The sequence below is a fragment of the Haloferax elongans ATCC BAA-1513 genome (assembly GCF_000336755.1).
Lineage (GTDB): Archaea > Halobacteriota > Halobacteria > Halobacteriales > Haloferacaceae > Haloferax > Haloferax elongans.
On sequence record NZ_AOLK01000022.1, the window covers coordinates 290,033 to 307,640 of the forward strand.

Sequence of the window (17,608 nt, forward strand, 5' to 3'; positions counted from 1 at the left end):
CAGCGTTCTACTAGGCGTAAAAGCGTGAGCACGGCGTGTCATCAGCGTGCCATCAGAAAATCTATTACTTAGTGATATCACTAGGTCATATGGCGCAGACACAGCTCCAACACGCACGCGAGGGTACCATTACCCCGGCGATGGAACGAATCGCCGACCGCGAGAATCGAACACCGGAGTTCGTTCGCGAGCAGGTTGCATCCGGGCAGGCAGTCATCCCGAGTAACCACAACCACGAGTCGCTGGACCCGATGATTATCGGCCGAGAGTTCTCCACGAAGGTCAACGCGAACATCGGGAACAGCGAAGAGACGAGTGATTTGAAAGGCGAACTCGAAAAACTCCACACGGCAGTCCACTACGGCGCTGACACGGTGATGGACCTCTCGACCGGGACGAACCTCGACGAGATTCGCGAGGCGAACGTGGCTCACTCGCCCGTGCCCGTCGGAACGGTCCCGATTTACGAGGCAGTCAAGCAAGCAGAGAGTCCGGAAGACATCACCCGCGACCTCCTCGTGGACGTCATCGAGAAGCAGGCCGAGCAGGGCGTCGATTACATGACGATTCACGCTGGCGTGCTGATGGAACACCTACCGCTCACAGACGGCCGAAAGACGGGCATCGTCTCACGCGGGGGGTCGATTCTCGCCCAGTGGATGGAAGAAAACAGCATGCAGAACCCACTGTACGTGGCGTTCGAGGAACTCTGTGAGATATTCGCCGAGCACGACGTGACCTTCTCGCTCGGCGACGGTCTCCGGCCCGGATGTGTCGCCGACGCGGGCGACGAAGCGCAGTACGCCGAACTGGAGACACTTGGCGAACTCACTCGCACTGCGTGGGACCACGGCGTACAGGTCATGGTCGAAGGCCCCGGCCACGTCCCGATGGACCAGGTCGCGGAGAACGTCGAGAAACAGCAGGAAGTCTGTGACGGTGCGCCCTTCTACGTCCTCGGCCCGCTCGTCACCGACGTCGCGCCCGGCTACGACCACATCACGAGCGCCATCGGCGCGACCGAGGCGGGACGCGCCGGTGCCGCGATGCTGTGTTACGTCACGCCGAAAGAACACCTCGGGCTACCCGAGAAGGAAGACGTTCGAGAAGGGTTGGCCGCGTATCGAATCGCCGCCCACGCCGCCGACGTTGCGAACGACCTGCCCGGCGCGCGCGACTGGGACGACGCGCTCTCGGAAGCGCGCTATCAGTTCGACTGGCGGCGACAGTTCGACCTCGCGCTCGACCCCGAGCGCGCCCAGAGTTATCACGACCAGACGCTCCCCGGCGACAACTACAAAGAAGCGCGCTTCTGCTCGATGTGCGGCGTCGAGTTCTGTTCGATGCGAATCGACCAGGACGCGCGCGACGCGGACGGCGAGATGACTGCCATCGAAGACGAGACCGACCTGAGCGAGTCGCTCGCGGCGGAGACGAACCTCCCGCCGGTCGGCACGCACGACACGAGTCGCGTCCCCGAGAAAATCGAAATCGACGGCGTCACCTTCACGCCGGAGTCGTCACACGCGGACGACTAAGCCGGCACTCCCTGCTGGCGGTTCGTCGTTAGGCGTACGGCCCGGGGTCAAGGTCGCGCTGGGCGCGGTACTGCTCGACGAACTCGCTCACGTCGAACTGGAGCATCTTCTCTTCGAACTCGGTGATTGCGCCGTCGTCGGACGCGTGGCTCACGGCGTGTTCCATGAGTTCGACGACCAGTTCGACGATAATCTCGTGGAGTCGGCGAGAGTCGAAGTCAGTCACCCAGACGATGCCGGCCCCGACTTCGCCGTCGTCAGACACGTCCTCGGAGACGACCGCCTTGGGGAACTCTTCGAGGACGATGCCCATGAGGTGGGCCGTGCCGAACTCCGGCATGTCCTCGCTCGTCGTTTCGATGGTCCCTTGCAGCACCTCGACGAGGAATTCGGGGAGGAATCGGTCGGCAGGGTGGACGTCCATGACGACGGCGTGGGCGTCGCCACAGGGACAGTCGAACTCTCGCTTCCCGAGGTCGAGTTCACGGACGCGTTTCTGTTCGCCGCAGGGGAGGTCGAGGACCGCCCCGCGTCCGCCGGGGACGCGCGGTTCAGACATACCGAGGGATTACGGTCCTCGGTGTTTAAAAGTCGCGTTCTGGGGTGTTACCCCGTGGAGAAGAAGTGTGGTCAGCGACGGCCCGAAACGAAGAGGATGGGGCCGACGATGAGCAGCGCGATGCCCAGGAACAGGTAGTGGGGCTTTGCGATTGCCACCGGGGTCAACAGGAAGATGAGCCCGAAGACGATGGTGTTGATGCCGAGGATACGCCGGGACTTCAGCGGCAGTGCCCCTACGGTTGACAGGATGAACACGAGCAGCAGCGCCTGCCCAATGTTGTAATTGAGCAGAAAGCTGTCGATGAGCTGAAGGGGAAGCATTCTTGTTTTCTCGGTCGGTTCGATTCGACTATCAAAGTTCCGTTATTGCCGTTCCGTTTGGGACCTACAGCCCCCCATATGGTGGTGGGGTGTCGCCTCTAGGTGCGCTCAGTGCTGCTGGTCGTCCGGCCCATTAATTTCGAGCGGGCGAATCCACCCGTACCAGACGACCAAAACCATCCCAGCGTAGCCGAGGACGAACACGACCATCCCGAGGTCGTTGTATCCCGCTTCTCCGAGCAGTCGGCGCAAGACGCCCGGAACGACGATGCCGGCCGTCACGACCGCGATGAGGAGGAGTCGGCCACGGGTGAACCACGACCCCTGTGTCTCGTTCATGTCTTCGCGTCGGGGGCGCGACGACGTGAATGGCACGGTTCGTCCGACAGCACGGTGCGTGCGCCGAAATCACCCGACTGCAGCACGAAAATCCGAGACCCCTCACCCAAAACATATATTCACCGCCGACGCAGCGGTGCCATGCATCTTCGTCCCCTTCCCGAGGAGCACCTAGAGACGTACGACGAGTTCCTCTACTACTCCTTCCGGGCCGAAGACGGCCCCGACTGGGACGACGAGAACCCACCCGACCCAGACATTTACAACCCTCGCGGCTTCTACGACGCCCCTCCCGACATTGCCGAAGAGGACCTTTCTGCCTCGGACCTCGTGACCGTCTGCGCCTTCTACGACTTCACGGCGCGTGTCCGCGGCGAGTGGCACCCGCTTCCGGGCATCTCCGCGGTCGCGTCCCCACCGGAAACCCGCCGTCAGGGGCACGTGTCCGCGATGCTCGACGAACTGCTCGTGGAGTTCCGCGAGTCCGGTCGGTATCTCTCCGCGCTTTGGCCCTTCGAGTACGAGTTCTACCGACGACTCGGCTGGGAACGGACCAACAACTACGCGAAGACGACCGTCCCCGTGGACGAACTCGATGCTGTCGCCCCCCGAGCAAGCGGCCAGTTCGTCCGCTTCGAGACCGACGACTGGGCGCGACTCGACAGGGTCTACGCCGAGGCGTCGCCCGAAGACCTTGCACTCGACCGGACCGAAGGGTGGTGGCGGCACCGCGTCTTCCGCGGCTGGCAGAAAGACCCGTACGTCTACGGGTGGGAACGCGACGGCGACCTCCGAGGGTACCTCATCTACCGAATCGACGGGAGTTCCGGGGACCGGACGATGAAAATCGAGGAACTCGCCGCCGTCGATGCGGAAGCGCGGGGGCACCTCCTGCGGTTCGTCCGTGACCACGACTCGCAGATAGCGACCGTGACCATTCGGCGCGAACACGAATCGACGCGCCTCATCGACGACCTGACCGACCCGCGCGCTGCGACAGTCGAGATACAACCCGGCCCGATGGTCCGCATCGTCGATGTCGAAGCCGCGCTCGAAGCCGTATCGCTCCCCTCCGATGCAGCAGGCGAGTTCGTCCTCGACGTGTCTGACGACCACTGCCCGTGGAACGACGGCACCTTCCACGTCGTCGTCGCGGACGGGGAGGCGCGGGTCGAATCAGTGGAGATTACCACCAATAGCCACACCGACGCCGACGCGACGACCGATATCGGCGCGCTCTCACAACTGCTCGTCGGTGCCCGGTCGGTCGACGAGTTGGTCCGAACCGACTCGCTCTCGGTTCGGGACGATGCGACTCGGGACGTGCTCACGGCGACGTTCACAGAGCGAGACTGCTACCTCCGCGAGTTTTTCTGAAGTCGCGCGACCAAGTCGGGGCGTCGCTTCGGCTGCTCGTTCGGTACGCTTTTTTGTCGACAGGGTTCGAATGGTCGCCGTGACATCACTTCCGGTCCTCGTCGTGTTCGCCGTCGTCGGGTCCGCCCTCGCGTGGAAGGGTGGCGACCTACTCGTCAGGGCGTCTGACCGTCTCGGCGCGTACTATGGCCTCCCGGCTATCGTTCAGGGCGCAGTCATCGCCGCCGTCGGGTCGAGCTTTCCCGAACTGTCGAGCATCATCATCGCGACGCTCCGGTACGGCGCATTCGACATCGGTATCGGCGCTATCGTCGGCTCGGCGGTCTTCAACATCCTCGTGATTCCGGCGGTGTCGGCGCTGGCGGGAGAGAACCAACGGCTCGCGTCGAATCGAGACCTCGTGTACAAGGAAGCGCAGTTCTACCTGCTCGCGCTCGCCGTCCTCGTGTTGACGTTCTCGCTGGCGGTTATCTACCGTCCCACAAACGGCCCCGAGCAGTTGGACGGGGTCGTCACGCCCGCGCTCGCGACGATTCCGCTCGCGTTGTACGGCCTCTATCTCTTCATGCAGTACCACGACACGCTGGACCACCGCGCAATATTGACGCAAGTCGTAAACGACATCGACCCGCTTCGGCAGTGGGTCGCACTCGTCGTCTCGCTGGTCGTGATTCTGGTCGGAGCCGAACTACTCGTGCGTGCGGCGGTCGGATTCGGCGAACTATTCGGCACCTCGACGTTCCTCTGGGGGCTGACCGTCGTCGCCGCCGGGACGAGCCTCCCCGACACGTTTGTCAGTGTCACGGCCGCCCGACAAGGCAACGCGACCATGAGTCTCGCGAACGTCTTCGGAAGCAACGTCTTCGCGCTCCTCGTTGCACTCCCGGCGGGGATTTTCGTGGCAGGCGGTGCGGTCATTGCCTTCGAAGAAGTCGTGCCCATGATGGGCTTTCTGACCGGCGCGTCCATCGTCTTCTTCGCCGTCCTCCGAACCGAGATGGCGCTGACGCGCGGAGAGTCGTTCGTCCTACTCGGAACCTACGGCCTGTTTCTCGCGTGGCTGGTCGCGGAGAGCTTCGGGGTCATTCAGCTCCTCGGCTGACCGGGAGCGCCCCTCAGAGAGCCTGTGACACCATCACGCACCCGGTGGCTCGACCCAGATTGGGCCAACCCACGCGGCCCCGGGGAACTCGCAGTGTCGCGGAACCTGCGTGACGCGAAGATAGTACACGTCGGCCTCTGACCGTCGCTTCTCGTCCCACGTCATCCCCTCGACAGGGTCGTCGTCGGTCCACGAGACGCTCGTCGTGTACGTCGAAAGCGGGGCGTCGGGGTCGGCGGTGAGCGCCTGTGTTCGCCACACTTCGCCGTTCTTGACGACTTCCACGCGTTCGAGCGGAGCGGTACCAGCAACGTCGACGGCGACTTCCCGGGCCTCGTCGCGGGCGTCGAGTCGGACCGTGCTGTCGGTCTCACCGGGTGAGACACCTGCAACCGAAATGTCGGCGAGGATGCGGTGTGGTTGAGAAGTACCGTACACTCGGCGCGACCGAAGGGACTCGAAGATGGACGCTCGGGTCAAGTCAGGAGCGCGGAACGCCGTGAGACCGCCGGGGTAGCTTCGCTCGTTCCAGATTCGCCAGATGCTCGCCCAGCCCACGCCGTCTCTGAGCCACTCGATGGTCGACGGGAGATGCGGGTCGGCGTGGATGAGCGAGTGGCCGGGATGCGGGCCGTGGTAATCTGCCCCGGCAATCATCCCGATTCGGTTTCCCATCGCGAGCGCGTCGCGGACGTAATGGCCCGGGTCGGGAATCTCGCCGCGACCCATCGCCAGCGGGAAGGGGTTCCCGTCGGCCCGGGGGCGCTCGCCGGAGCCCCACTGTGAGTACACTTCGACCAGCGGCGCGAGTTCGTCGTCGTAGTCGACGGCGGAGAAATCGAAGGGATACATCGCCTCGGTCGGATGGTGGGGTATCGTCACGACTCGCGAGTCGTGCGTCTGTTCGAACTCGCGGAGGCGGTCCCAGAGCTTCTCGTAGGTGTTCGTCGTTCCGGTCCGCGAGTCGAAGAGGATGGCGTCGTCTCCGTCTTCGAAGTAGACGTTGATGTGGCCGCCGCAGTTCGGCTGCTTGGTCCACTCGTAGCCGAACAGCGTGACGAACTCACCGGGGTCGTCGAAGCGGTCTGCAACCCGCCGCAGTCGGTCGAAGTACCAGTTGTGCATCAGCGCGCGCTGGAGCGTCGGCGGGATGAAAAATCCCATCGTGTCGTGGTCGGTGTAGGCGACGACGTCGAGCGCCATCACGTCGCGGCCGAACCGATAGCCACGTGATGGATTCCCGGTCCCATCGGAGAGCCGCGAGTGGAGGTGGATGTCGCCCCAGTAGACGCGTTCGGCTGGCTCTTCGGCCGTCACCGACACCGGGTTCGAGACGTACCGCTTGTCGCCGCCGGGACGGGAAAACGTGAGGTAGTGGATGCCGGGCGTCTCGAAGGACGCTGTGCCGGGGAGCGTGACGTACCCCTCGTCTCGACCGGCGAACGAGACGCGCGATGGATAGTCGGCCTCGTCGTCAGTCGCCGAGACGTGCAGGTCGCCGTCGTACACGTCGTGGAGTCGCTCGTACTCGTCCCACACCTGCACCGTCAGGTCGAGCGATTCGCCCACGGCGGCCGTCGAAGGGAGAATCGCGTGAACGCGGTCGAACGACCCGGTTCGACTGGCCCACAGACCACGAAGAGACGGCCGTCGCTCGGCGAAGATGCGGGCAGTCTCCGCGAACTTCGTGAGCGTGTCGTCGAGCACACCGGACGGTAGGACCGGGGGAACCAAGAATCGGATGGCGAAGACGACGAATCAACGTCGGGTTCGCGAGCGCAGTCGCTCACCGAGGAAAAAACTAACTCGCCGCGAGAAGGGAACTGTCGCGACGAGCGAGGTTGATATTGACCGCAAGAGCGGCCGGGGTCGGAGGGTTCCGAACCTGCTTAGTCGCCCGGGGTGTTGCCGCGCTGGTAGCGACCGACCATCTTCCACATCGCTGCGTTCAGGTCTTCGCCGTCGGCAGCGGACTGGAGCTGTCGGTACAGGTGTTCGGAAACGTCGATGGTAGGCATCACCAGTCCATATGTCGTGTATGGTTTTAATACTACTGGAATACAGAACTGAGTAAATTTGGTCGGAGGGCGAGAGGCTGGTAGCGGGGAATCGCACGACTGCTCGGTATTTCTCATCGAGTTCGAGGGTCCGAAATGGTGACTTTGAGGGACAGCCATATATCAGATTTCGTTGGTTTTCGCTGACAATCGCTCGGCCACCGGCCGTGGTTATCTCCGTGACCGTCGACTAGCTTTCGTCGTCGACGGGGAAGCTGCGACACCAACTTTGGCTCGACTACCCCAGAGTGTCGCCAGCCGAATCTCTACATATTATTCGTATGTCTATTTTATTCCTTCGGGGGAAGAGCTAACTTGTAATCTGAAAATGATATTGTAGGCGAATAAATAACGGAGTTGCGCCCCACCATGTCCATTCCATCAACCCACCAACAGTACGGATTTTCCATCGAACAGTGGCTGAAAACCGTCCTCCGGTGGGAGTTGACGCCGCTTCGAATTTCGTTGCTCTATCTGGTTCTCGGGACAGGGTCGCTCTTTTTCTCGGACGTGTTGTTGGTCCAGCGGGTCGAATCAGCGGCCTTGCTCGCCCAATTGCAAGCCGCTAAAGGAGGGCTGGAAGTGCTCTTCACCGCCGGTTTCATTTACGTGTTGACGAAGCGGAGTCGCCGCTCGCTGCAACAGAAGAACGCGTCCCTCCGGGAATTGAAAGAAGAACGCACCGTTCTTCACCGCGTGTTCCGGCACAACCTCCGGAACAGCATGAACATCGTCCAAGGCTCGGCGACCAACCTTGCTCGGGACCTTCCAGCCCCGAACGACAACCAGGATATCGACCGTATTCTCCGACAGAGTGACCGCGTGGTCAGGCTCTGCGAACACGCGTCGACGATAGAGGAGACGACGATGGTCGACGACGAAAATCACGTCGCCATCGACCTCTCGAAACTCGTCGACGCCACCGTCACCGAAATCCGAGCCCAGTACCCCGACGTCGACATCACCACTGACGTTCCCGACGACCTGACTGCACGGGCACATCCACAACTCGAAACCGCCCTCGAAGAAGCGATTTCGAACGCGTACCGACACGCCGGTGCCGACTCACCGCATATCGAGGTATCAGCCGAGCGAACCCGCGAGAACGTGGTGGTTCACGTCGTCGACGACGGACCGGGGATTCCAGACATCGAATACGAGGCGTTAGAGTCCGGTCCGAAAACGTCCATCACGCATGGCTCTGGGTTGGGCATGTGGATGATGAACTGGGTGCTTCGGCAATCTGGTGGGGCGCTTCGGTTTCGGCCGTCCGGTTCGGGCGGGCACGTGGTGTTTGTACTGCAGGGTGCCGAGAGATGATGCTAATCGGCCTTCTGGATGCACTTCTCAAAGTTGCGTTCGGAGTCTCTGACACGCTCTCAGCTCTCTCACTCGCCAGACAGCGTCGATATGACTCACTACGCAGTGTCGACAGCCGTAATCGATGTTGTTGCACGACCGCGAGAGAACACTCTCTATCGGGTGTAGTTTCGTCAGAAGTTGGGTGGCCGGGGAGTTTGAGCCCCTAACTCTCATCGGCAACGAATCGTTCCCGATGTGAGTGGGCCAACGCGGATTTGAACCGCGGGCCTCCCGGTTATCAGCCGAGCGCTCAACCTGACTGAGCTATTGGCCCAGGTAAGCGCATTCACTCGTTGTGCGCTGTTGATTTTAAGACTTTCTTTTCGAACCAGCGTTGGTGCGTGTTAGTGAATGTCGCCGTCGTCGGTCGATTCCGTGATTTCGAGCAGTCGCTATGCACACGGCTACAGGTGTGAAAGCCCCGGAGAACCACGGGACACGAGACAGAACAGCAGAATCAGCGCGTTACTCGGAGTCGTCGCCGCCGAATCGATACGAGTTGGGGTCGGCGTCGTAGACGCCGTCGCCGCTGGAGTCGCCCTGCGGGAAGCCAGCGGTCCACACCGTGCCCGAGACGAACCCGTCGGCGCGCTTGTCGAGGTACGGCTTGACGACGAACCGCTTGAGCACCTCGCGGATGGGATAGCGCGTCACCGGAATGGAGATGAGGAAGCCGATAGTGTCGGTGACGAGGCCGGGCGTCAGGAGGAACGCGCCCGCCGCGATGAGCAGGCCACCGTCCATGAGTTCGTTCGTCGGCAGGTCGCCTGTCGCGAACTTCGATTGGAGATTCCGAAGCGTGTGTCTCCCCTCTGCGCGGACGATGAGCATCCCGACCAAGCCGGTCAGGACCACGAGCGCGACAGTTGGCACGAGGTCGATGTACTGCGCGACGACCACGAGGAGCAAGGCGTCGGAGAGAGGGATGAGGAGCAAGAGCGCCATGAGCGTGCGCGTTCGCATGGTCGCCACTACCGGGTCGCGGCCCATAGCCCTTTTGTCACCGGAGTGGCGCGGGGGTCATCGACACCCCGCCGTGTGCCTTGCCACCTCGAAGCGCTTACCCGCATCCACCGCGCATGAACTGACATGACCGACGAGACGCGCGTCGAGTGGCGAGCGTGGGGTGCTGACGCGTTCGCCGAGGCGCAGTCGGCCGACAAGCCGATTCTGTTGTCGTTGACAGCGACGTGGTGTTCGGACTGCCACGAGATGGACGCCGAAACGTACGCAGAACCGCGCATCGCTGCGAACATCAACGACGACTTCGTCCCGATTCGGGTCGACGTGGACCGACACCCACGGATTCGAGAGCGCTACAACATGGGTGGCTTCCCGTCGACAGTCTTCCTCACGCCCGACGGGCGGCCCATGACCGGGACGACGTTCGTCCGACCGGACGGGATGCGACAAGTCATAGAGCGCGTCAGAGAGGTGTGGGAAAAGAAGGGGTCCGACGCCGGTCGAATGCCTCGCGCGCTCGCCGGCGACCTGCCGCCGGGTGGCGAGCTATCGGAGCGAATCGAAGAACACCTCGCGGGGCAACTGGAGGTCACCTTCGACGAGCAGCACGGTGGCTGGGGCGACGCCCAGAAGTTCCCACTCCCACGCACCATCGAGTTCGCACTCAAGCGCGACCAACAGCGCGCGCTCCGAAGTCTGGACGCGGTTCGAGACGGCCTCTTCGACCCTGTCGAGGGTGGGTTCTTCCGCTACGCCGACGACCGCTCGTGGACGAATCCCCACCGCGAGAAGACGCTCGAATCGAACGCCGCCCTGTTGCGAGCGTTCGCAAACGGGTATCGATACACCGGCGACAGCGCATACCGCGACCCGGCAGTCGAGACGGCGCACTTCCTCGTCGAGTCGCTGTGGTCGGGGACGGGCTTCGGCGGAAGCATGGGCCCGGCTGCGGGAACCGACTACTACCTCCTCGGTGCCGAAGGGCGCGAGGACTCGCCCGGCCCGCGAACCGACTTCACCGTCTACGCCGGTGGCAACGCCCTCGCAGTCGACGCGCTTCTCGTCCTCGCCGGGCTCACCGACGACGAGACCGCCCGCAAGTACGCCGACCGGGCGCTCCATCGAATCGGAGAAGACCTGGTCGACGACGGGGTCGTGACACACTTCCGGTCCGGCGGTGACACAGGCGAGTCGCTCCTTCTCGAAGACCACGCCCGCGTGGTCGCGGCCGCCTGTCGCGCCCGACAAGTCTTGGGAACCGACGGTGTCGCTGGCGAATCGTACCTCGACTTCGCGACATCTGTCGCGGATACCGCCATCGACGAACTCTTGGATGACGGGTCGTTCCGCGACGGGCCAGCGACCGGCGACGGCCTCCTCGCACATCCCCTCCGCCCGCTCGATGGAAATGTCGAGATGGCGAACGCGCTCGTCGACCTCGCCATTCTGACCGGTGACGACCGCTACCGCGACGTTGCCGAAGAGACCATGGCCGCATTCGCAGGAGCGTGGGACCGCATCGGCGTCCAGGTCGCCGAATTCGGGTCCGTCGCCGCCCGTCTCCTCCGCGACCCACTCGTGGTCGAAATCGGCGGCGACGTGGGGACAGACCTCCACCGAGCAGCACTCAGAGTGGCCGACCACGAGGCCCTCGTCGTCCCCGACGCGGACGTCGAACACGAGACTGCACGTGTCAGCCTCGGAGAGACAAATCGAGAGGCAACCACTCCAGACGAGTTGATGCGAGCGGTGTCTTCAGTCACACCCGACGCCTAAGTCGGCGGTTTTCCAACCGGATGTTGGTGTAAACATCCGGTTTGTTTATAACGAAGAAACGAGACAGACGGAGCATGGCGAGTCTTCGAGATCTTGGATTATCGGAATACGAAGCGCGGGCGTACCGCGCGCTCCTTCGGACGGGAGCAACGACGGCCAAAGAACTCTCACGGGCGAGTGACGTTCCGATGGGCCGAATCTACGACGTGTTGAACAGCCTCGAGCAGTACCACCTCATTCGGAGTCAGGCAGCGAGTCGGCCCAAGAAGTACGTCGCCGTCGAACCCGACACGGCGCTCGACCGGCTGCTCGAAAGCAAGCGACAGGAGTTAGACGAGAAAGCCCAGCAGTACCAGGAAGTCGTCGACGAGTTGACGACCGAACTCGACGCCGCAGAGCCGGTTCACGACCAGTTCTGGACGGCCGCAGTCGGCGACGACGAGACGGTCGACCTGCTCATCGAGCGACTGTCGGCGGCCGACGAGAGCCTCGTGATGGTTGCTGGGACGCCCTCGCCGCAGTTCGACCTCGGAGCGGTCGGCGACCTCGTCGTCGAAGAAATCGAGGCGGCACTCGAACGCGGCGTCGACGTTTCGGTTCTCATGTCTCCCGATATGGTCGATTCGCTCCCGGAGAGTGTCGGGCGGCGCTACATGGACCAGCTCTCTGACCACCCGAAGTTCCACGTTCGGACTGCAGAGAATCTGACGGGCGTGTTCAACCTCATCGACGACGTCGAAGTCTGTATCGAGGTGCCGAATCCGCTGGACCCCGGACAGGCCTTTGCGATGATCGACCTGAAAGACCCGGACTTCGCCGCGGACCTTCGAGAAACGTTCGAGCCCCGGTGGGAACGGGCGGTCCCACTGGCGCTGTAAGGAAAGTCGGGTTGGGTTAGCGCGCGAGTTCGTCGCGAAGCTGTCCCAGCGTCACTTCTCGTTCTGCGTGGGCGTTGTGCTGGTGAATCGATTCGTCGTTCGACTGCTTCATGTGAACGACGGCGTCATCTGCGAGGTGGTCGAAGCTCTCGACGACCATCTCGGCCATCGACCGGACGCAGTCTTCGACGAACTTCGCGTTCGCGTGTGCGTGGTACGTCATGTGGTCTTCGTCCGGGCGCTTCGCGAGGTTGTAGATGCGCGCTGACATCGAATCACGGGCCATGTCGACGAGGTCGATGAGGTCGACATCCGGTGACCCCTCGGTCTCGACGGTGAGCGTGGCGTGACCGCGCTGGGAGTGACCCGGTTGCGGGACTTGGTCGAGGAACTCCTCGATAGTGTCGTCGTCGACCGCGAGGTCCTGGAGGACGTCGCGGGCGCGGGACGCCGACATGCCCTGCGAGCAGGGACAGACGGTCATGCCGACGACTTCGGCACCGATCTCTTCGCGGGTTCCCTCGTCGGTTGCCGTCGCACCGGCGATGATTTTCGCGGTGCTCTGGGTCGCCAGCCCGCTTGCAGGGGTGTCTTCCCGCATGACGAGTTCGGCGGTCATCTTGACCTCGGCGGTCGTCGTGTAGTCGTGTTTTGCGAGCAATCGTTCGGCAGCGTCGCCGCACATGTCTTCGACGCGATAGGCGGGTTCGGAGACCGCAGCTTCGAGAACCTCGTCGATAACCTGCATATTACGGCTCATGTCGATACCCTTGCGTCCGCCGGGCAGGTCGACGAATACCTCGAACTCAGCCATCAAGATGAGCGGCCGCTTGTCGTCACGGGCAATCTTGACGAGCTTCTCGACGCCTGTGACGCCGACCTGACTCAATCCGACCGTTACGTCGGGCTGAGAGGCCTGTACGTCAGGCAACTGGTGACTCATCGGGGAAGCAAAAGGACTGTCCGTGATTAGGGCTTTCGGTAGGGGACCCGAATCGGTGCAACTCGCGGTGGCGTACGGCGACGGCTCGTGGAAAGACAGCAGTCGGTTGCGGGTCCGTTCGACCAGTTCGTGTTCGCGCTCGTGTTAGTGGGACAATCTATTTGCATAATGTTGGCGTATGACATGATATGAGTGCCGAAGGCCTCGAACGACAGACCCGGAGTTACCTCAGCAACAACATCCCGCAGATTCAGGAACACGGCGGGTTCTTCGAGATTCAAGACGTGGACGAGAAAGCGGGTGAAGTGACAGTCGCAATCGGTGGCGCGTGTTCAGGGTGTGGCATCGCACCGATGACGATGAAAGCGATACGGCACCGCCTCCCCGAAGAACTCGACGGCATCTCGAAAGTGAACGTGGTTCGCGCGGGCGGGCCGCGAGCCGCGGTCATGCCGACGAAGACCGAGGAGATGGAAGAGATGGACGAGTACGAAGACTACTCACCGCCGTTCTGAGCGGTCGGTAGTCCGACTGTTTTCGTTCGAGCGTCTCGGCTGTGGGTTGCGTCGCTATCGAGCGGTTGCACCGGCCCGACCCGAGACCCGGACTCGCTGACTACGGCCAGTCGTCGCGGCCGTCGTCGTCTTCGAAGGGGTCTTCGACCGGGTCGTCGTCGCCAGCGAGAGGCCACTCGGCGGCGTCGGCCGCCTCTTCGACGGGGAGGAACTCCCAGCCGGCTTCCTCGGCGATACTGCGGTCGTCGTCGGTCGTGCCGACGAAGACGTGTCTGTCCGTGTCGAACTGACGCATCACGTTTTCGAGGCTCTCCTCGACGCCGCGCGGCCCGGAGAAGAAGTCCTGACGGATTCGCTCCTTCCGGGTGAAGTTGGTCACGACGTAGGTCGGCTTCTCGCTTACCACGCCGACGTACTTCGACCAGCGCCGCGCGTCGCTAAAGGCCCCATTGGGGTCGGCGAGGCGCTTGAGCGCCTCCAGTTCGAACGCGAGCGTCATCGTCCCTTGGCCGCCGCCTGCTGCCATGTCCTGCGATAGCGGCGAAGCGTGGAAAACCACTTCGGTCCTCGCCGTCGCTCGGCAGCACGGCTCGCGGGTGACGGGACGACAGGAAAGTCGTTGTAAGCGAACGATACAGTGGGACGTCTACTGGATGCGGACGTACTCAGTAAATACGACGACGTCTCCACGCGAGAGATTCGTGGATTCCGGGTCGATATCGAGGTGACCCGAGGGAAGCGCAGTCGTGAGAGCCTGTTGCGTCCGGTCGCTCAGTTCGTCGAAGTGTCGAACCCGAGCACCCGGGGGAACGTCCGTGATTGGCACGACGGCAGGAGCAGCTTTGAACGCTGACGCCGATGCCGGCTGTCCATCCTTCGATGACATATGGTAACACATGGCTTTGGATACCATAAGTGTTTGTGACATATCAACGTATCACAATCCATGAATGAGTGACAGGGTTACTGGGAGAGTCGGCGTGTTCGACAGCCAGCCGCGTCGAAAACGAGGGTGAGAGTGAGAATGAGAGAGGTAGAGAGGTGAGAGTGAGAGATAGTGGTGGAAGTGAAAGAGACGGAGAAGTGAGAGTGAGAGACTGAACGAACGCTATCCGTCCAGAAGAACGTCGAGAGACGCGGTCTTACTGCTCGGCCGCCGCGCCTTCGAGGTCTTCGAGTTCGAAGTCCTGCTTGACGAGAGTTTCCTTCTGACCGCTGATGTCGACCTGTTCGCGCATCAGCTTCTTGTACTTCGTCTGCGGCGAGAGGTCGCCGATGAGGACGCCGCCGACGATTTTGCCGTCCTTGATGGCGAGACGCCGCCATTCGGTATCGGAGTACTTGGCTTCGACGTGGTCGTCGCCGAGAGTCGGGTGACCGAACGAGAGGAACGGGAAGTCGAAGTGCGTGATGGAGTACGACGAGACCCAGCGGAACTCTTCGGTGCCGTAGTCGACCATGTTCTTCGCGGCGATAGTGCCCTGTTCCTTGGCGGAGCCCCACGCACCGTTCTGGGCGCGCTCGCCGAGGATGAGGTCGTGGAACTCGGTGATGTCACCGGCGGCGAAGATATCGTCGTGGTTCGTCCGCATGTACTCGTCCACGTAGATGCCGTTGTCGTACTCGATGTCGGTGCCCCGGAGAATCTCGGTGTTGAAGTTGAGACCGATGGCGATGCCGACGAAGTCAGCGTCGTAGTGGTCACCGTTGGGGTCGACAGCCGTCGTGACGCGGTCCTCGTCGTCGACTTCGAAGTGGTCGACGCCGGAGTCGAAGACGGGTTCAACGTTGCGCTCGCGGAGCGCGTTGTGGATAATCTCTGCGCCGTCCTGCGAGAGCGCGTAGCGCCACCACGCTTTGCCGCGCATGAGGTACTTGCCTTCGACGTCCTGTGCGGCGGTGATAGCCGCGAGGTCGATGCCGAGGAGGCCCGCACCGATGACGACCGAGTTCTCGGCCTGTTCCATGTGCTCTTTGATGTTGCGAGCGTCCTGGAACGTCCAGAAGTGGTGGATACCTTCGGCGTCGGAGTTCTCGACAGGGAGTTGCGTCGGCGTGCCACCGATAGCGAGGAGGAGTTTGTCGTATTCGTACTCGGTCCCGTCGTGGGCGGTGACCGTGTGCGCGTCGGGGTCGATGTTCGTGACGAGCGTGTTCAGTTCGAGGTCGACGTCGCGGTCGTCGTACCACGACTCGTCGTGGATAGAGATCGGCGCCTCGGGGAGTTTGCCCTTGGCGAATTCTTTGATCAGAATACGATTGTACAGTGCTTCACCCTCGTCGGTGAGGATTGTGATGTCGGCCTCAGGGTCCTCCTCGCGGAGCGTCTCCGCGGCGGAGGCACCCGCGATACCGTCGCCGACGATCACGTACGATTGACTCATAACCCGACGTTTGTATTCGGGGTTAATGTGGATTGCTATCTCCCTCATTATTCATGAGGCGGCCAAAAACCGAAGCGAGAGGCGACAACCCCAAAATATGACGGGCTAGTGGCACTCGTTGGCAGTGTCACAGTCGGCGGTCCCAGCGCCGTCGGTGACGACCGGCGATGCACCAGTTCGAACCCGTCGAATTCCGGCGCGAACGCGCCAAAGTGCGCGTCGGAGGTCGACGAGAACACCGCTATCGGCGAGGGCACGCACGCCAGCGCGGAGCACGATGCCAGCGCCGACAAATCCGAGTGGCCAACCGACGAACAATGCGACGAGGCCAACCCCGGCACCAAGTGGTGCGAGAACTGCCGCCAGAAGGGTCGCCGTAGTGATGCCAACGACGGCAGCGATGACGACGAACAACGTGTCTACGAGCGTTTCAACGCCCTGTGGGGCGCGGTCGAGCGGGTCGGGAAGTCCGAGAGTAGTGTCGTGTCCCATGGTCGTTTTCCTCATTTGGATAGACGACCCCCGACACCAAAAGCGTAAGCAGAATGATAGTTTTGTAAGCTACCTTACCGTAGCTGTATTATGCAACTTGTTCGACACGTTCCGTGTACGAATCGACACACGTGAGCGTCTCGTCGAGTTCGACGACGAGGGCTTCGTCACCGTCTTCGACGCGAACGCGGAGTCGCCACGGGTCGGTATCGACGACGGTGAGTGCCTCGTTGCCGACGACCCACGGGAAGCGCCAGAAGTGGGTCGCACAGAAGTCGGTGTTCCGCGACGAGAGGAAGCCGAGGACTGTCGTTTCGTCGAGAAGCACGAGTCCAACGGGTGAGACGGCTTCGTAGGCGCACTGTCCGCATCGGTGGCTCACGACTACGTCGAGGTCGTACAGGTCCGACTCGGGAGTGAGAACTGTCTCAGTCGTGCCGCCACACTCCGGGCAGACCCCGTCGGCGGCGAGACAGTGGAGGTGTCGAACGCGCTGGTCGAACGCGCCGAGAAGCGCCTCCGGTGAGCGCCCGTCGATTCCGCCCGGTGGGAACTCCTCGTGTGCGTGGACGCGCCCGCAGTCTGCACACGCGATGGTGAGTTTCTCGTCCGCGTAGGTCGCTTCGAGTGCACCATCACAGTCGACACACGTCCCCGGTGCGGGAAACGCCGGTAACACCGGGTCCTCGTTGAACGTCCCTGCGAGCACGGCACGAACGACCTTCTCCCCGGCGTGGCGGAAGTCGTAGCCGTCGTCAGTCTTGCGGACGAATTGGCCGCGGAGTTTGCCGAGGTGGTAGTTGAATCGGGCGCTGTCGTCGACGCCGACACGCCGTCGGAGTTCCGAGAACGGAACCGGTCTGTCGGGTGACTCCCAGAGTGCTTCGAGGATGTTCAATCGCGTCTCGTCGGCCACGATGGCGAACGCTTCGGCCGGGGAGATGCAGTCCTCACAGCCGAGGAGCGTGTCCTCGTGTGTGGGGGCGGAATCGCTCATATC

The 17,608-nt window shown here is 62.4% G+C and carries 19 protein-coding genes and 1 tRNA gene; 7 read left to right on the forward strand and 13 right to left on the reverse strand.

Translation table 11 applies throughout. The features are described 5' to 3' along the window. Nucleotides 1–140: 140 nt before the first annotated feature. A complete protein-coding gene (thiC, locus tag C453_RS15930) occupies nucleotides 141–1,538 on the forward strand; it encodes a phosphomethylpyrimidine synthase ThiC (protein ID WP_049907792.1) in 1,398 nt (465 codons plus the stop codon). A 28-nt stretch (nucleotides 1,539–1,566) separates the two neighbouring features. Here the strand turns inward: thiC and C453_RS15935 are convergent, their stop codons facing one another. The 3 genes from C453_RS15935 to C453_RS15945 all read right to left on the reverse strand — a co-directional run bounded on the left by C453_RS15935 (nucleotide 1,567) and on the right by C453_RS15945 (nucleotide 2,759). Then, nucleotides 1,567–2,097: a DUF5815 family protein gene (locus C453_RS15935; protein WP_008326018.1), complete on the reverse strand. Its 531-nt coding sequence runs from the start codon at nucleotides 2,095–2,097 to the stop codon at nucleotides 1,567–1,569. Between the two features lie 71 nt (nucleotides 2,098–2,168). Next, the gene (locus tag C453_RS15940; RefSeq protein ID WP_008326019.1) at nucleotides 2,169–2,420 is read right to left on the reverse strand and encodes a hypothetical protein; all 252 of its coding nucleotides are present in this window, start codon (nucleotides 2,418–2,420) and stop codon (nucleotides 2,169–2,171) included. A gap of 108 nt (nucleotides 2,421–2,528) precedes the next feature. After that, nucleotides 2,529–2,759: a hypothetical protein gene (locus C453_RS15945; RefSeq protein WP_008326020.1), complete on the reverse strand. Its 231-nt coding sequence runs from the start codon at nucleotides 2,757–2,759 to the stop codon at nucleotides 2,529–2,531. Nucleotides 2,760–2,900: 141 nt separating this feature from the next. Here C453_RS15945 and C453_RS15950 point away from each other — a divergent pair, with 141 nt between their 5' ends. Further along, complete coding sequence (locus C453_RS15950; protein WP_008326021.1) at nucleotides 2,901–4,136, forward strand: GNAT family N-acetyltransferase; 1,236 nt, start codon at nucleotides 2,901–2,903, stop codon at nucleotides 4,134–4,136. Nucleotides 4,137–4,215: 79 nt separating this feature from the next. Next, the gene (locus tag C453_RS15955) at nucleotides 4,216–5,238 is read left to right on the forward strand and encodes a sodium:calcium antiporter (RefSeq protein ID WP_083881615.1); all 1,023 of its coding nucleotides are present in this window, start codon (nucleotides 4,216–4,218) and stop codon (nucleotides 5,236–5,238) included. A 33-nt stretch (nucleotides 5,239–5,271) separates the two neighbouring features. Here the strand turns inward: C453_RS15955 and C453_RS15960 are convergent, their stop codons facing one another. Beyond that, nucleotides 5,272–6,945 carry a DUF3604 domain-containing protein gene (locus C453_RS15960; RefSeq protein ID WP_008326023.1) on the reverse strand — a complete coding sequence of 558 codons (1,674 nt, stop codon included), beginning with the start codon at nucleotides 6,943–6,945 and terminating at the stop codon, nucleotides 5,272–5,274. 182 nt (nucleotides 6,946–7,127) lie between these two features. After that, nucleotides 7,128–7,256, reverse strand: a complete 129-nt coding sequence (locus C453_RS20865) for a hypothetical protein (protein WP_007542708.1) — start codon at nucleotides 7,254–7,256, stop codon at nucleotides 7,128–7,130. A 408-nt stretch (nucleotides 7,257–7,664) separates the two neighbouring features. Between C453_RS20865 and C453_RS15965 the strand changes: the two genes are divergently transcribed. Further along, complete coding sequence (locus C453_RS15965; RefSeq protein ID WP_008326024.1) at nucleotides 7,665–8,615, forward strand: sensor histidine kinase; 951 nt, start codon at nucleotides 7,665–7,667, stop codon at nucleotides 8,613–8,615. 242 nt (nucleotides 8,616–8,857) lie between these two features. On the opposite strand, the gene C453_RS15970 is transcribed toward C453_RS15965, so the two are convergent. Both C453_RS15970 and C453_RS15975 read right to left on the reverse strand, forming a co-directional pair. Next, a tRNA-Ile gene (locus C453_RS15970) sits at nucleotides 8,858–8,931 on the reverse strand. Nucleotides 8,932–9,122: 191 nt separating this feature from the next. Further along, entirely contained in the window at nucleotides 9,123–9,620 is a 498-nt protein-coding gene (locus C453_RS15975; RefSeq protein ID WP_193788076.1) for an FxsA family protein, read from the reverse strand. Between the two features lie 126 nt (nucleotides 9,621–9,746). On the opposite strand from C453_RS15975, the gene C453_RS15980 reads away from it, so the two are divergent. Both C453_RS15980 and C453_RS15985 read left to right on the forward strand, forming a co-directional pair. Next, entirely contained in the window at nucleotides 9,747–11,396 is a 1,650-nt protein-coding gene (locus tag C453_RS15980) for a DUF255 domain-containing protein (protein ID WP_008326026.1), read from the forward strand. A gap of 74 nt (nucleotides 11,397–11,470) precedes the next feature. Then, a complete protein-coding gene (locus tag C453_RS15985; RefSeq protein WP_008326027.1) occupies nucleotides 11,471–12,274 on the forward strand; it encodes a TrmB family transcriptional regulator in 804 nt (267 codons plus the stop codon). Between the two features lie 16 nt (nucleotides 12,275–12,290). On the opposite strand, the gene mptA is transcribed toward C453_RS15985, so the two are convergent. Then, nucleotides 12,291–13,217: a GTP cyclohydrolase MptA gene (gene mptA, locus C453_RS15990; protein WP_008326028.1), complete on the reverse strand. Its 927-nt coding sequence runs from the start codon at nucleotides 13,215–13,217 to the stop codon at nucleotides 12,291–12,293. Nucleotides 13,218–13,405: 188 nt separating this feature from the next. Between mptA and C453_RS15995 the strand changes: the two genes are divergently transcribed. Next, nucleotides 13,406–13,732, forward strand: a complete 327-nt coding sequence (locus C453_RS15995) for a NifU family protein (protein WP_008326029.1) — start codon at nucleotides 13,406–13,408, stop codon at nucleotides 13,730–13,732. A 100-nt stretch (nucleotides 13,733–13,832) separates the two neighbouring features. Here the strand turns inward: C453_RS15995 and C453_RS16000 are convergent, their stop codons facing one another. The 5 genes from C453_RS16000 to C453_RS16020 all read right to left on the reverse strand — a co-directional run bounded on the left by C453_RS16000 (nucleotide 13,833) and on the right by C453_RS16020 (nucleotide 17,605). After that, nucleotides 13,833–14,231 carry a DUF7124 domain-containing protein gene (locus C453_RS16000; RefSeq protein ID WP_193788081.1) on the reverse strand — a complete coding sequence of 133 codons (399 nt, stop codon included), beginning with the start codon at nucleotides 14,229–14,231 and terminating at the stop codon, nucleotides 13,833–13,835. Nucleotides 14,232–14,378: 147 nt separating this feature from the next. Beyond that, entirely contained in the window at nucleotides 14,379–14,618 is a 240-nt protein-coding gene (locus C453_RS16005) for a hypothetical protein (RefSeq protein ID WP_008326031.1), read from the reverse strand. A 256-nt stretch (nucleotides 14,619–14,874) separates the two neighbouring features. Next, complete coding sequence (locus C453_RS16010; RefSeq protein WP_008326032.1) at nucleotides 14,875–16,116, reverse strand: NAD(P)/FAD-dependent oxidoreductase; 1,242 nt, start codon at nucleotides 16,114–16,116, stop codon at nucleotides 14,875–14,877. A 105-nt stretch (nucleotides 16,117–16,221) separates the two neighbouring features. Next, nucleotides 16,222–16,608 (reverse strand): hypothetical protein, encoded by a 387-nt coding sequence (locus C453_RS16015; RefSeq protein ID WP_008326033.1) that lies wholly within the window; start codon nucleotides 16,606–16,608, stop codon nucleotides 16,222–16,224. Nucleotides 16,609–16,696: 88 nt separating this feature from the next. Further along, nucleotides 16,697–17,605 carry a winged helix-turn-helix domain-containing protein gene (locus tag C453_RS16020; protein ID WP_049907794.1) on the reverse strand — a complete coding sequence of 303 codons (909 nt, stop codon included), beginning with the start codon at nucleotides 17,603–17,605 and terminating at the stop codon, nucleotides 16,697–16,699. Nucleotides 17,606–17,608 lie beyond the last annotated feature (3 nt).

Excerpts from the sequence above, each read along its gene's own strand:
- thiC (WP_049907792.1), top strand. The coding sequence starts at position 141 with ATGGAACGAATCGCCGACCGCGAGAATCGAACACCGGAGTTCGTTCGC.
- C453_RS15935 (WP_008326018.1), bottom strand. The coding sequence starts at position 2,097 with ATGTCTGAACCGCGCGTCCCCGGCGGACGCGGGGCGGTCCTCGACCTC.
- C453_RS15940 (WP_008326019.1), bottom strand. The coding sequence starts at position 2,420 with ATGCTTCCCCTTCAGCTCATCGACAGCTTTCTGCTCAATTACAACATT.
- C453_RS15945 (WP_008326020.1), bottom strand. The coding sequence starts at position 2,759 with ATGAACGAGACACAGGGGTCGTGGTTCACCCGTGGCCGACTCCTCCTC.
- C453_RS15950 (WP_008326021.1), top strand. The coding sequence starts at position 2,901 with ATGCATCTTCGTCCCCTTCCCGAGGAGCACCTAGAGACGTACGACGAG.
- C453_RS20865 (WP_007542708.1), bottom strand. The coding sequence starts at position 7,256 with ATGCCTACCATCGACGTTTCCGAACACCTGTACCGACAGCTCCAGTCC.
- C453_RS15965 (WP_008326024.1), top strand. The coding sequence starts at position 7,665 with ATGTCCATTCCATCAACCCACCAACAGTACGGATTTTCCATCGAACAG.
- C453_RS15975 (WP_193788076.1), bottom strand. The coding sequence starts at position 9,620 with ATGCGAACGCGCACGCTCATGGCGCTCTTGCTCCTCATCCCTCTCTCC.
- C453_RS15980 (WP_008326026.1), top strand. The coding sequence starts at position 9,747 with ATGACCGACGAGACGCGCGTCGAGTGGCGAGCGTGGGGTGCTGACGCG.
- C453_RS15985 (WP_008326027.1), top strand. The coding sequence starts at position 11,471 with ATGGCGAGTCTTCGAGATCTTGGATTATCGGAATACGAAGCGCGGGCG.
- mptA (WP_008326028.1), bottom strand. The coding sequence starts at position 13,217 with ATGAGTCACCAGTTGCCTGACGTACAGGCCTCTCAGCCCGACGTAACG.
- C453_RS15995 (WP_008326029.1), top strand. The coding sequence starts at position 13,406 with ATGAGTGCCGAAGGCCTCGAACGACAGACCCGGAGTTACCTCAGCAAC.
- C453_RS16000 (WP_193788081.1), bottom strand. The coding sequence starts at position 14,231 with ATGACGCTCGCGTTCGAACTGGAGGCGCTCAAGCGCCTCGCCGACCCC.
- C453_RS16005 (WP_008326031.1), bottom strand. The coding sequence starts at position 14,618 with ATGTCATCGAAGGATGGACAGCCGGCATCGGCGTCAGCGTTCAAAGCT.
- C453_RS16010 (WP_008326032.1), bottom strand. The coding sequence starts at position 16,116 with ATGAGTCAATCGTACGTGATCGTCGGCGACGGTATCGCGGGTGCCTCC.
- C453_RS16015 (WP_008326033.1), bottom strand. The coding sequence starts at position 16,608 with ATGGGACACGACACTACTCTCGGACTTCCCGACCCGCTCGACCGCGCC.
- C453_RS16020 (WP_049907794.1), bottom strand. The coding sequence starts at position 17,605 with ATGAGCGATTCCGCCCCCACACACGAGGACACGCTCCTCGGCTGTGAG.